Genomic DNA, 12,587 nt, shown 5'->3' with positions numbered 1-12,587 from the left:
CCGCCGCGGATATGGGGCGGCGATCCCGGTCAGCCGCCGTGGGGCAGGGAGGACTGTCCTCTCCCCCTGAGGGTCAGGGCCAGCACAGCGGTGATCAGATACACCGCGACACCGCCCTGGAGCGCGTCCAGCGCCGCGCCGAACACGCCCTCGTTGTCGACGACGAGCTGCACCGGATACATGAGCGCGGCGGCGCCGAGCGCCGGGTAGAGGGAGAACCGCCAGGGGCGGCGCAGGGCCCAGAGGCGGGCCTGCCGGGTCACCCGGTCCGCGACCTTGGGCCTGCTGATCGAGCCGACCGCCGCGATCAGTGTGAACAGGCCGATGCCGAGCGACAGGGCCCACGTCAGGTCGGCGGCCCCGGGCAGGATCACCCCCATGCCGAAACTGGCGGCCGCGACCGCGCCGCCGGTCACCGCGGCGGCCTTCCACGGCGCACCGCGCAGGGCCGCTCCGGCGAGGGACATCTCGTCACGTCGAGTCAGTTCGTCGTTCATGCCTTCAGAGTGCCCCTTCGGTCCCCTTGTCCACATCGGGGAGCAACCCTGACCCGCCCCTGAGCCCTGCCCCCCGATAGGTTGACCGCCATGTCAGTGAACTTCCGTACCGCCCGGGCCGAGGACGTCCCGCTGATCGTGGCCATGATCGCCGACGACGCGATCGCCGCCGCCCGCCAGGGGGCCTACGGAGACGAGCACCGCGCCGCCTTCGAGGTCATCGACGCCGACCCCAACAACGAGTTGATCGTGGCGGAGCTGGACGGCGAGGTCGTGGGCACCATGCAGCTCACCTACATCCCCGGCATCTCCCGGCGGGGGGCGCTCCGGATGCAGATCGAGGCGGTCCGGATCGACTCCGCCCTGCGCGGCCGGGGTCTGGGCCGCCAGATGATGGAGTGGGCGGTCGAGCGGGGCCGGGCCCGCGGCTGCGCGCTGGTCCAGCTCACCACCGACAAGGCCCGCAAGGACGCCCACCGGTTCTACGACTCCCTCGGCTTCGTCGCCTCCCACGAGGGGTACAAGCTCGCGCTGAGCTGATCGGCCGGCCCGCCATCCATGGGATGGTAGATCTTCTTGTCCTACGGCCCCGGCTCCGGGACCTGCTCGAAAGGGAGAGCGATGGGAAGACACGCACTGGGTCTAGGGGCGCTGGCCCTGCTTCTGGCGGCCTGCGGGGGCACGGCCGGCAGCCAGGCAGGGGGGCCCACGCCCCCTTCCCCCGTTCCGGCCCGCACTCCCGGCACGACCCCCACCCCCGTCGCGAGCCCCACCCCCACCCCCACTCCCACGGGGGTGAACATCGACGGCTGCGTCACCGAGGAGACGGGGAAGATCTTCGACTACAAGCGCGGCGGCACCACCACCAAGGGCGTGATCATGGGCAAGGGGCCCGTGGGAGTGGTCGTCTCCTACGAGCGCCAGGGCAGCGTGTGCGACTGGCTCCCGCTGGCCGACCGGCTGGTCGCCGAGGGACACCGGGTCCTGCTGTTCGACCGGAACAACACGGCGGCGCCCGAGGAGGACACCGTCGCGATGGCCCAGCGGCTGCGCAAGGCGGGCGCCACGAAGGTGGTCCTGGTCGGCGGGTCGATGGGCGGACGGCTCTCCCTGCTCGCCGCCGGCAAGCTGGACTTCCCGGTGGCCGCGGTCATCAGCGTCTCCGGGACGATCCAGCCGGGGGAGGTGGACGACCTCAGGGCGCCCTTCCTCCAGGTGACCGGGGACGCCGACCCCGAAGCCCCGGTCGACATGCTGCAGATCGTCTACAACGAGGCCGTGAAGTCAGCCGACCGCCAGCTGCTCGTCCTCCCCGGTTCCGCCCACGCCAGCGAGCTGTTCACCGGAGACCAGGGAGAGAAGGCGCTGAGCGCCGTCACGTCCTTCGTCGAGAAGCACAAGGGCTGAGCTCGACCAGGTTGTCGTGGTAGACGGCGCCCCGGCCCATGTCGGCGTCGCGCTCGTCCACCACGGCGTTCACCGTCGCGCCGCCGGGGCTCAGCTTGCGCCAGTGCCCCTTGGTGGAGGCCACCACGCCGGGCCGTACCCTGTCGCTGATCTCCACCACGGCCTCGAACTCGCCGTTGTCGTTGAACACCCGCGCCCGCTGCCCGTCGCTCAGCCCCCGCTGGGCGGCGTCCGCCGGGCTGACCAGGACCCGGGGCCCCTTCGAGCGCCGCAGCAGCTCGGGGTTGTTGCCGAAGGTGGTGTTGAGGAACGTGTGGGAGGCCGGGGTGATCAGCGCCAGCGGGTACGGCCCGCGCTCGGCGGACGCCGTGTGCGGGGGGACGTAGGCCGGCCCGGCACCGAACTCCAGCCTCCCCGAGGGCGTCGGGAAGCCGTCGGCGAAGGGCACGAACGGCTGCGGCACGTTGAGCCGGACCCACCCCTCCTTGCGCAGCCGGTCGACCGTTATGCCCTCCAGTGACGGGTGCCCCGACGCGAGCAACTGCTCGGCCAGCTCCAGGTCCGAGTCGTACAGCGACGGTTCGGTCAGGCCCATGTGCCCGGCCAGGCGCCGGAACGTCTCCATGGTGGACAGGCACTCGCCCGGCGGTTCGACGGCGGGCTCGTTCCACATCAGATACATGTGCCCGTAACCCGCGTGCAGGTCGGTGTGCTCGATCTGCATGGTCGCCGGCAGGACGATGTCGGCGTAGTCCACGGTGTCGGTCGGGAACTGCTCCATCACGACCGTGAACAGGTCCTCGCGCAGCAGCTTCTCGCGGATGCGGTCCTGGGCGGAGGTGGAGCCCATGGGGTTGGCGGCGTACACCCACAGGCACTTCACCGACTCGTCCAGCCCCTCGGCCAGCCGGGTCATCGTGAGCTGCCGGACCGGCGCGGCGAGCAGGTCCTCGCGGCTGTCGACGTTCAAGGGGAAGTAGGCGGTGGTGGAGTAGGCGACCCCGCCGCCGGGACGGCGCCAGTCGCCGGTCACCCCGGGGATGGCGGCGATCGTGCGCATCGCGGTGCCGCCGCCCGCGTGCCGCTGGATGCCCATCGTGGCCCGGATGCCGGTGGGCCGGGTGTGCGCCAGCCGTACGCCCAGGGCCCGGATGTCGGACTCGGGCAGTCCGGTGATCTCCGCCACGCGCTCCGGCGGGTGGCGCAGGATCTCCGCGCGGAACCCCTCCCAGCCGCTCGTGTGGTTCTCCAGGTAGTCGTGGTCCTCCGCGCCCTCGGAGAGGACCACGTTCAGCAGCCCGAGGGCCAGCGCCGCGTCGGTGCCGGGCCGGATCGGCAGGTGCTCGTCGGCCTGCTCGGCGGTCCGGGTGCGGATCGGGTCGATCGCCACCACGTGCGCCCCGGCCGCGCGGGCGTCCTGGATGAACTTCCACAGGTGGTGCCCGCTGGTCAGCGTGTTGGTGCCCCAGAGCAGGATCAGCTTCGACAGGGCGAACGTCTCGGGGTCCATCCCGCCGGCCGTGCCGTTGGTCCGCGACAGCCCGACGTTGCCCGCCGTCGCGCAGATGTTCAGGAAGTGCTTGGAGGCGCCGAGCGCGTTCCAGAACCGCCGGCCCGCCATGCCCTCGGACCCCTGGATGTAGCCCAGCGTGCCGGTGCCCAGATACGGCCAGATCGCCTCGCCGCCGTGCTCGTCGATGATCCCGCGCAGCCGTACGGAGATCTCCTCCAGAGCCTCGTCCCAGCTGATCCGCTCGAACCGGCCGGACCCCTTGGGGCCGATCCGGCGCATCGGATGGAGGATGCGGTCGGGCGCCCGGGTGTGCTCAAGGTAGCGGTTGACCTTCACGCAGAGCGCGCCCCGGGTGTAGGGGTGGTCGGGATTGCCGCGCATCTTGACGGCCTCGCCGTCCCGGACGGTCACCACCCACGAGCATGTGTCCGGGCAGTCCAGCGGGCAGGCGCCCAGAACCTGCAGTTCCCCCAGTGACATGTCCCCGACTCTAGCCGCGCACGGAAAAGCACGGGAAAGAGGGTGCGGCCGGACCGGCCGCACCCTCTTTCCCCGCGCTCTCGTCGCGCGGTGCTACCTGGGGACGCCGCTGTGGTCGTGGTCGTGGTCGTGCCCGAGGCCGCCGCCGCCGGTCCCCGGCCGGGTGGGGCCGGGGGCGCCGCCGCCGGGCAGGGTACGGCTGTAGGCGTAGACGAACGCCGCCGTCGCGATCGCGCCGGAGTTCACCGCGAGAGCCTTGTCGTCGATGTTGGCGAGGGTGTCGCACGCCTGGTGGTAGCACTTGTCGTAGGCGACCCCCGCCTCGCCGCCGAACTTGGCGGCCTCGTCGGCGGTCTTGATGCCCTCGGCGCCGGTGAACAGGCCTCCCGCGGGGATGCCGACCCCGATGAAGGGGCCGTAGTCCGAGCGCCCGGTGAAGTCGGTGCCGGTGTACGGCTTGCCGATCGCGGTGAAGTACGACTCGAAGAGCTGCTCGATCTTGTCAGAGCCCGCGGGGCCCGCCGGAGCGCCGGTCGCGTCCGAGTCGTCGCCGTCATAGATCCCGAACACGTAGTTCGGCGAGGCGATCATGTCGAAGTTCAGGTACAGCTTGATCTTCGCCTTCTCCTCGGCGGAGAGACCGGCCACGTAGTGCGCGGAACCGAGCAGGCCCAGTTCCTCGGCGCCCCAGAAGGCGAAGCGGAGCCTGTTCCTGGTGGGCAGGACGCTCGCCTTCAGCGCCGTCTCCAGGATGCCCGCGCTGCCGGAGCCGTTGTCGTTGATGCCCGGCCCCTCGACGACGCTGTCCAGGTGGGAACCGAGCATGACGACCTTGTCCGGGTCCCCCCAGCGGCTTTCGGCCAGGACGTTGCGCGTCTTGCGGTGCGGGTCGCTCTCGGTGTCGGCGGAGAGTGTCACCGTCGTTCCGGCGGCGGCCAGTCCGTCGCCGACGGCGAAGGTGGTGCTGACGACCGGGATGTTCGTGGTGGGGGCGCCGAGCGTGCCGGTCAGCAGGATCCGGCGGTCGTCGGCGCCCTCACCCGGCTGCCCCTCGTTGAAGATGATCACGCCGGCGGCGCCGGCCGCCTGGGCCAGCTCGGCCTTGAGCTGGAAGTTGCAGGTACCGCGCTGGATCAGCGCGATGTTGCCGCGGGTGAACCCGGCGAAGTCGCTCGCCTCGCAGCCCGAGGTGGAGCTGGGCTCCGGGCTCGGCGGCAGGACCAGGTCCACCCCCTGCACGGTGCCCGTGACCTTCCCCGAGCCGGAGTACGTCATGGTCCTGAAGTCCGTGTTGCGGACATAGGTCTTCGCGCCGGGCGAGACACGGTCGAGCACGGTCGGGGTGACCTCGCGGAAGAACGGGAACTCGAACTCCTGCAAGCTGACCTTGTATCCCGCGTCCCGCAGCTTGTCCGCCACATAGGCGGCCGAGGCCTCGTGACCCGGGGTGCCCGCGGCGCGAGTGCCGCCGTTGGCGTCGGCGATCCGCTGGAGCCTCTCCACGTGCCGCTTGACGGCCGCAGCCTTGACCGACTGGCTGAACGCCTGCGGGTCAGGTCCGGCGGCGGAGGCCGGGACGACGGAGACCACGGGCAGAACCAAGGCCGAAGCCGCGGTGATCGCGGTCAGCAGACTCTTGTGAGCGCGTGCGCGCATGCAAACTCCTCTGGCACCGGCAAGAGCGGGGCAGGAAATCCCCCATGATCGCGATGGGACGGACGGTAGGAGTAATCGCGATCTTTAACGACCGTCTCCACATTTGTTGTCGAGCGGAGTCGAATCAGCGTTCCGGGCGTTCTCCGGCCCTACTTGACGGTAGTCGTGTCGTGGGCATTAGTGCGCGCAGTCGTATCCGATGTCGTCCCCGGAAGCGGCCGGCCGCCGGGGAGTGGCTATGGTCGGGTACGGGAAAACCACGGCGGCGAACGGGCTGCAGCGCATGATGATCAGCTTTTCAGGACGTCGCCTGCCCCGGCCATCATCGCCGCAGGTCCCAAAGTCAATTCTCGATCTCGGATAGGTAGGCGATGTTCGCCAGATCAGTCTCGTCAGAGCTGGCGCTCCCCGAGAACCAGGCGTCCAGGATCTCCTCCGGCAGAGGCGCCGACGTCAGCCGGAGGCTGACGGCCGGCCCGTCGGCGTCGTTCCAGCGCCGGGCCCCGGCCGCCGTCGCCGCGTCCACACACAGGGCCGCCCAGCCCCCGGCACCTTGTTCGCCGCGATCGACGCTCCGGTCCCCGTCCAGCGGCACACGACCGCCTGGTCCGCCGCGCCCGAGGCGACATCCTCGGCGGTCCGGGAACAGCACCACGCTCAGTCGGCCCGCTCATCGGTCATGGCGCCATGGCCGATCACCGCGTGCCCCCTTTTTTCGGATCTCAGGCATCAGGATGGGAGCTATACCGTCGAGACTGTCGGAGGCTAGTGAGATACGCATGCCTCCGATTGTGGACACTGGAAGAGAAGATCGGTGACGCACCTGTAATGCGGAACATGCAGAATCGCTGGCGGTGACGAAAATCAGAGAACGCGGCAAAGCTGCGCCCGTTGACGACATGGGGTCGTCGACGGGCGACGATTCCGTCGTGCTCGTCGTCGAGCCACTTCTCCCACAGCGGATCCGGCGCCCCTCCGATCTTCTGCGCTTCCTGGCCACCCTGATGGCACTGGCGGCCGTGGTGCTGCTCGCCCTCGTCGCGCAGAAGACACTGAACGGCCTCGAAAGCGACGTCATCGACGGCACGAGGCGGGCGCCGTTCCTGCTCAGCGGCCTGGTCGGGGTGCTGAGCGGGGCGGCCATGCTGGGCGTCCCCGCCGCCTACGCCATCGAGCGGGTGCTCCACCGCGACGGTCTCCGGGTGGCCGAGGGACTGTTCGCGGCCATCACCGGAATGGTGCTGTCCTTCGCGCTCGGCGAGTGGCTGCTCACCGCCGGCCCCGACGACCTGCGAATCCTGCTGACCGGCGACCGCACCGGGGTCGAACCCCTCAACACGCTGCTCACCTCGGTCATCGCCTACGTCACCGCGGTGCGGATATCCCGCCGGCCCACCTGGCGGGCGGCCCTGTGGAGCGCGGTCGCGCTCAACGCGATCGCCCTCTTCGCCGCCACGGCCGCCACCATCCTCGGCATCGTCGTCTCCATCCTGGTCGGCCTGGCCGTCGGCTACGCCACCCTGTACGGCGTGGGCAGCCCCAACACCCGCCCGCCGGGCAGCGCGGTCGTCGCGGCGGTCGCCAAGCTCGGCTTCGCCCCGGTCAGGGCCCGCAGGCTCGACGACGACCACCAGAGCAGCCGGCGATACGCCATCGGCCTCAAGGACGGCAGCCGCCTCGACGTCACCGTCCTCGACCGCGACCGCCAGGTCGCCGGACTCCTCTACCGCCTCTGGCGGCGGATCCGGCTCAACTCCGAGACCCGCCGCCGGGCCATCCGCTCCCTCCGCGCGGAGCTGGAGCGCGAAGCCCTGATGGCGTACGCCGCGCAGGCCGCCGGGGCCAGCACACCCCGGCTCGTCGGCACCAGCGAGATCGGCACCGAGGCCGCGCTGCTCGCCTACGAGCACACCCCCACCCGCGCGCTCGACGACATCCCCGACGAGGAGATCGACGACAACCTGCTCGCCCAGATCTGGGAGCAGGTCCTGCTCCTGCAGGTCCAGCGGCTCGCGCACCGGCGCCTGACCGGCGACAGCATCCACGTCGACGACGAGGGCCGCGTCATCCTCATGGACGCCCGCAGCGGTGAGATCGCCGCCGGCGATCTCCTGCTCCGCCTCGACATCGCCCAGCTGCTCACCTATCTCAGCCTCCGCGTCGGAGCCGAGCGCGCGGTCCGCGCGGCCGCGTCCGTCGCCGGCCCGAACACGCTGGCCGGCGCACTCCCGCTGCTCCAGCGGATCGCGCTCACCCGTGAGACCAGGGCCGCGCTCAGCAAGGACAAGGAGCTGCTGACCGCGATCCGCGAGCAGATCGTCGAGCTGGAGCCCAAAGTCGAGGTCGAGGAGGTCCGCCTGGAGCGCTTCCGCCCGCGGACCCTCATCACCATCATCGCCAGCGCCTTCGCCGCCTACTTCCTGGTCTACTACATCACCCAGATCAACCTGAACATGATCAGCTCGGCCAAGTGGAGCTGGACCGGCGTCGCGCTGGTCGCCTCGGCGATGAGCTACGTCGCGGCCGCGCTGATGCTCAGGGGCTTCGTGCCGGAGAAGCTCCCGCTGGGCCGTACCGTGCTCGTCCAGTTCGCCGGGTCGTTCGTGAAGCTGGTCGCCCCGGCCGCGGTCAGCGGCGTCGCCATCAACACCCGCTACCTGCAGAAACGCGGCATCCCCCCGGGGCAGGCGGTGGCCAGCGTGGGTGCCTCCCAGCTCATCGGCCTGGGCTTCCACATCACGCTGCTGCTGCTGTTCGCCTACATCACCGGCTCCAGCGCGGCCACCTCGTTCACCCCGTCGCGCACGCTGGTGTTCATCGTGCTGGCCGTGGCCGTGCTGATGCTGGTCGCCGTGTCCATCCCCCGCCTGCGCCGGATGATCACCTCGCGCATCCGGTCGCTGTTCTCCGGGGTCATCCCGCGCCTGCTGGACGTGCTCCAGTCGCCCCGCAAGATCATCGAGGGATTCAGCGGCACCCTGCTGCTGACCATCTTCTTCGTGGCCTGCCTCGACGCCAGCGTCCGCGCCTTCGGCGGCTCCCTCAGCTTCGCCGCCGTCGCCATCGTCTTCCTCGCCGGCAACGCCATCGGCTCCGCCGCCCCGACCCCCGGCGGCCTCGGCGCCGTCGAGGTCTCCCTCACGGCCGGCCTGACCCTCTCCGGCCTCTCTCCCGAGATCGCCACCTCGGCCGTGCTGCTGTTCCGGCTGCTCACCTTCTGGCTGCCGGTCCTGCCCGGTTGGGCCTCGTTCGCCTACCTGCAGCGACACGAGGCCCTTTGAGGGATCAGGCCTCGCTGGAACTGGACCAGAGGTTGACGCCCGCCTCGACCGCGTCCTTGTCGATCGCCTCAAGCTCTTCGTCGGTGAAGGACAGGCCGCCCACCGCCCCGAGGCTGTCCTCCAGCTGCCGGACGCTGCTCGCGCCGATCAGCACCGAGGTGACCCGCCTGTCGCGCAGCGCCCACGCCAGCGCCATCTGGGCGAGGGACTGGCCGCGCCGCCGCGCGATCTCGTTGAGCGTGCGGACGTGCCGCATGCTCTCCTCGGTGAGCATCTCCGGGGTGAGGAAGTGCCCCAGCGAGGCCCTCGACCCCTCGGGGACGCCGTCGAGGTAGCGGTCGGTCAGCATCCCCTGCGCCAGCGGCGAGAACGCGATGCAGCCCACGCCCTCCTCCTCCAGGACGTCGAGCAGGCCGCCCTCGATCCACCGGTTCAGCATCGAGTACGACGGCTGGTGGATCAGCAGCGGCGTGCCCATCTCGCGCAGGATCCGGGCGGCCTCGGCGGTGTGCTCCGGCGAGTAGGACGAGATGCCCGCGTAGAGCGCCCTGCCCGACCGGACCGCGTGGTCCAGCGCGCCCATCGTCTCCTCCAGCGGCGTGTCCGGATCGAACCGGTGGCTGTAGAAGATGTCGACGTAGTCCAGCCCCAGCCGCTTCAGCGACTGGTCGAGGCTGGACAGCAGGTACTTCCGCGACCCCCACTCGCCGTACGGCCCGGGCCACATGTCGTATCCGGCCTTGGTGGAGATGACCAGCTCGTCGCGGTATCTCGCGAAGTCCTCGCGGAAGTGCCGGCCGAAGTTGGTCTCCGCCGAGCCGTACGGCGGGCCGTAGTTGTTGGCCAGGTCGAAGTGGGTCACGCCCAGGTCGAAGGCCCTCCTGAGGATGGCCCGCTGGGTGTCGAAGGGCCTGTCGTCGCCGAAGTTGTGCCAGAGCCCCAGGGAGACCGCCGGGAGCCTCAGCCCGCTCTTCCCGACCCTGTTGTACGGCTGGAGGCCGTCGTATCTGCCCTCTGCCGCGATGTAGGTCACGGGGTCACCTTGGCCGTGTCGAGGATCCAGGAGAGGGTGAGGGCCTCCTCGCGCCAGGAGTCGTACCTGCCGCTGCGGCCCCCGTGCCCGGCGCCCATCTCCGTCTTGAGGAGGAAGGGCCCGCCGTCCGCGACGTCGCGGAGCCTCGCGATCCACTTGGCGGGCTCGTGGTAGAAGACACGGGTGTCGTTGAGGCTGGTGATGGCGAGGATCGGCGGGTAGACCCGGTCGTCCACGTTCTCGTAGGGCGAGTAGGACTTCATGTACTCGTACACGTCCGCGTTGTGCAGCGGGTCGCCCCACTCGTCCCACTCGATGACGGTCAGCGGCAGCGACGGATCGAGGATCGTGTTCAGCGCGTCCACGAACGGCACCTCGGCGACCACGCCCGCGAAGGTCTCCGGGGAGAGGTTGGTGACCGCGCCCATCAGCAGGCCGCCGGCCGAACCGCCCCTGGCGATGATCGCGCTCGACCGGTTCGCCGCCTTGAGGTGCTCGGCGGCGGCCACGAAGTCGGTGAAGGTGTTCTTCTTCTTCTGGAACTTGCCGTCCTCGTACCAGCGGCGCCCCATCTCACCGCCGCCTCTGACGTGCGCGATGGCGAAGACGAAGCCCCTGTCGAGCAGGCTCAGCCGGGCCACCGAGAACGACGGGTCGATCGAGATCTCGTAGCTGCCGTAGCCGTACAGCACGGTGGGCGCGGGCCGTTCGGTGCCCTTCCTGGCCACGATCGAGATGGGGACCCGGGTGCCGTCGGAGGCGGTGGCCCACTCGCGGAACTGCTCGTAGTCGGCCGGGTCGTAGCCGCCGAGCACGACCTTCTGCTTCAGCAGGATCAGCTCGCGCGCCTGCAGGTCGTAGTCGTAGACCGAGGGCGGGGTGATCATGCTGGTGTAGCCGAGGCGGAGCCGTTCGGTGGCGAACTCCGGGTTGCCCGCGGGCGAGACGTCGTAGATCGGCTCGGGGAAGGAGATCTCGTACGCGGAGTCGAGACGCTCGCTCCGGTAGGTCCCGGCGTCCCGGGGCAGGATGCGGATGCCGGTGAGGCCGTCACGGCGGAAGTGCACGACGGTGTGGCTCTGGAAGGCATCGACGTCGAGCAGCCGGGTGTCCTCGCGGTGCTCGATCAGCGGGGTCCAGTCGCCCGGGGCGTCGAGCGGCGCGGTGGCCAGCTCGAAGTTCTCCGCGTTCTGGTTGTGCAGGACCAGGAAGTGGTCGCCGGCGTGGTCGATGCCGTACTCGACACCGGTCTCGCGCGGCCGGACGAGACGGAACTCACCCGCCGGGTCGTCCGCCTCAAGGATGCGGACCTCGCTGGTGATCTTGCTTCCGGCGGAGAGCACGAGGTAGCGCTCGCTCCGGCTGAGCCCGATGCCGATCCAGAACCGCTCGTCGCCCTCCTCGTGGACGAGCACGTCCTCCTCGGCCGAGGTGCCGATCGTGTGCCGGTGGACCCGGTTGGGCCGCCAGGCCTCGTCGACCGTCGTGTAGAAGAACGCGGTGCCGTCGGCCGACCACGCCCCGCCGTAGAAGATGCCGGGGATCTCGTCGGGGAGGGTCTCTCCCGTGGCGAGGTCCTTCACCTTCAGGGTGAAGCGCTCGTCGCCGGTGAAGTTGACGGAGTAGGCCAGCAGATCGCCGGCGGGGCTGACCGCGCTGGTGCCGATGGCGAAGAAGCCGCTCTCCCCGGCCAGCTCGTTCCCGTCGAGCAGGATCTGCTCACCGGGAAGCGACTCGCCCGCCTTCAACTCCGGGGGAGTCTCGCCGTCGGCGGCCACCCGGCACTGGATGCCGTACTGCTTGCCCTCCACGGTCCGGGAGTAGTACCACCAGCCGTTCTTGCGGGTGGGGACCGAGAGGTCCGTCTCCAGGGTCCGGTCCTTGATCTCCTGGAAGATCGTTTCCTGCAGGGGCTTGAGGTGGGACGTGGCCTGCTGCGTGTAGGCGTTCTCCGCCTCCAGATATGCGACCGTCTCGGGGTCGTCCTTGACCGTCAGCCACGCGTAGTCATCGACCACGGTGTCCCCGTGGTGCACGCGCTCGCTGGGAACCTTCTTCGCCGTAGGCGGCGTCTGGCTGCTCACCCCGTCGAGTCTATGTTTTCCGCCGGGCCCGGCCCGGCCCGGAACACCTCGACGGGCTCCGCCGTTCCGTCCCGAGCGGTCTTCGAGGACTGCTAATCTTTCGATGTCGGCAAGGTCCGGCGCAAACCACTCCAATCACTCTGGTGACTTCGGTGTGGCTTGCTCCGTGTTTGTCGGTAAACCCTTGAAGCCAACGGTTCCAAAGATCGGTTCGCAGAGCCGCTCAGAGGCTGGTAAGTTTGAGGGGTTGCCCCGGAGACGGGGCGGTCGGAATTCCGGTAAGACCAGCTAGATCAAGTCAAGTGGTTCCAAACGGGCCGGTTTGACACGAAAAAGCGGGCCTGAAAGAATAAAGACACAACGGAACGAACGAAACGCCCCGGACGCCGGGCCAGTTGGCCGGGAAGATGGAGAACGCGTCCGTTTCTTGAGAACTCAACAGTGTGTTAAAAGCCAGTGCATGAAGCACAACCCCGTCCAACCCATCTCTGGTGGGGGACGGATTCCTTTGGTTGATACATCCGGATGCGAGTCCGGGTGCTTTCAGTCGGGAAAACCTTTCAAACATTGTTTGGAGAGTTTGATCCTGGCTCAGGACGAACGCTGGCGGCGTGCTTAACACATGCAAGTCGAGCG

Annotated in this window: 8 protein-coding genes and 1 rRNA gene; 4 read left to right on the top strand and 5 right to left on the bottom strand. The window is 69.5% G+C overall.

Annotated features, from left to right (window positions below):
• Nucleotides 1–29: 29 nt before the first annotated feature.
• A complete protein-coding gene (locus BM085_RS36350) occupies nt 30–497 on the bottom strand; it encodes a hypothetical protein (protein ID WP_093891319.1) in 468 nt (155 codons plus the stop codon).
• Nucleotides 498–587: 90 nt separating this feature from the next.
• On the opposite strand from BM085_RS36350, the gene BM085_RS36345 reads away from it, so the two are divergent.
• Both BM085_RS36345 and BM085_RS36340 read left to right on the top strand, forming a co-directional pair.
• Nucleotides 588–1,037, top strand: a complete 450-nt coding sequence (locus BM085_RS36345; RefSeq protein WP_031157682.1) for a GNAT family N-acetyltransferase — start codon at nt 588–590, stop codon at nt 1,035–1,037.
• An 81-nt stretch (nt 1,038–1,118) separates the two neighbouring features.
• Complete coding sequence (locus tag BM085_RS36340) at nt 1,119–1,904, top strand: alpha/beta hydrolase (protein ID WP_143121218.1); 786 nt, start codon at nt 1,119–1,121, stop codon at nt 1,902–1,904.
• On the opposite strand, the gene BM085_RS36335 is transcribed toward BM085_RS36340, so the two are convergent.
• Both BM085_RS36335 and BM085_RS36330 read right to left on the bottom strand, forming a co-directional pair.
• Nucleotides 1,873–3,897, bottom strand: coding sequence for a molybdopterin-containing oxidoreductase family protein (locus tag BM085_RS36335; protein ID WP_093891317.1), 2,025 nt, complete (start codon nt 3,895–3,897; stop codon nt 1,873–1,875). The two genes, BM085_RS36340 and BM085_RS36335, sit on opposite strands and share 32 nt — an antisense overlap.
• A 93-nt stretch (nt 3,898–3,990) precedes the next feature.
• Nucleotides 3,991–5,553 (bottom strand): M28 family metallopeptidase, encoded by a 1,563-nt coding sequence (locus BM085_RS36330; RefSeq protein WP_093891316.1) that lies wholly within the window; start codon nt 5,551–5,553, stop codon nt 3,991–3,993.
• An 854-nt stretch (nt 5,554–6,407) separates the two neighbouring features.
• On the opposite strand from BM085_RS36330, the gene BM085_RS36320 reads away from it, so the two are divergent.
• Entirely contained in the window at nt 6,408–8,834 is a 2,427-nt protein-coding gene (locus tag BM085_RS36320) for a lysylphosphatidylglycerol synthase transmembrane domain-containing protein (protein WP_245789908.1), read from the top strand.
• Between the two features lie 4 nt (nt 8,835–8,838).
• Here the strand turns inward: BM085_RS36320 and mgrA are convergent, their stop codons facing one another.
• The gene (mgrA, locus tag BM085_RS36315; protein ID WP_093891314.1) at nt 8,839–9,867 is read right to left on the bottom strand and encodes an L-glyceraldehyde 3-phosphate reductase; all 1,029 of its coding nucleotides are present in this window, start codon (nt 9,865–9,867) and stop codon (nt 8,839–8,841) included.
• Entirely contained in the window at nt 9,864–11,951 is a 2,088-nt protein-coding gene (locus BM085_RS36310; protein WP_093891313.1) for a S9 family peptidase, read from the bottom strand. The genes mgrA and BM085_RS36310 overlap by 4 nt, the downstream gene beginning before the upstream one ends.
• A gap of 568 nt (nt 11,952–12,519) precedes the next feature.
• On the opposite strand from BM085_RS36310, the gene BM085_RS36305 reads away from it, so the two are divergent.
• Nucleotides 12,520–12,587: ribosomal RNA gene (locus BM085_RS36305) — 16S ribosomal RNA — on the top strand; the annotation flags it as partial.

The organism is Streptosporangium canum (assembly GCF_900113865.1).
Taxonomy (GTDB): domain Bacteria; phylum Actinomycetota; class Actinomycetes; order Streptosporangiales; family Streptosporangiaceae; genus Streptosporangium; species Streptosporangium canum.
Note: the sequence above shows the minus strand (reverse complement) of the source record. Positions and strands in the feature narration are given on the sequence as shown.

Coding starts and splice junctions, on each gene's coding strand:
- BM085_RS36350 (WP_093891319.1), bottom strand. CDS start 497: ATGAACGACGAACTGACTCGACGTGACGAGATGTCCCTCGCCGGAGCG.
- BM085_RS36345 (WP_031157682.1), top strand. CDS start 588: ATGTCAGTGAACTTCCGTACCGCCCGGGCCGAGGACGTCCCGCTGATC.
- BM085_RS36340 (WP_143121218.1), top strand. CDS start 1,119: ATGGGAAGACACGCACTGGGTCTAGGGGCGCTGGCCCTGCTTCTGGCG.
- BM085_RS36335 (WP_093891317.1), bottom strand. CDS start 3,897: ATGTCACTGGGGGAACTGCAGGTTCTGGGCGCCTGCCCGCTGGACTGC.
- BM085_RS36330 (WP_093891316.1), bottom strand. CDS start 5,553: ATGCGCGCACGCGCTCACAAGAGTCTGCTGACCGCGATCACCGCGGCT.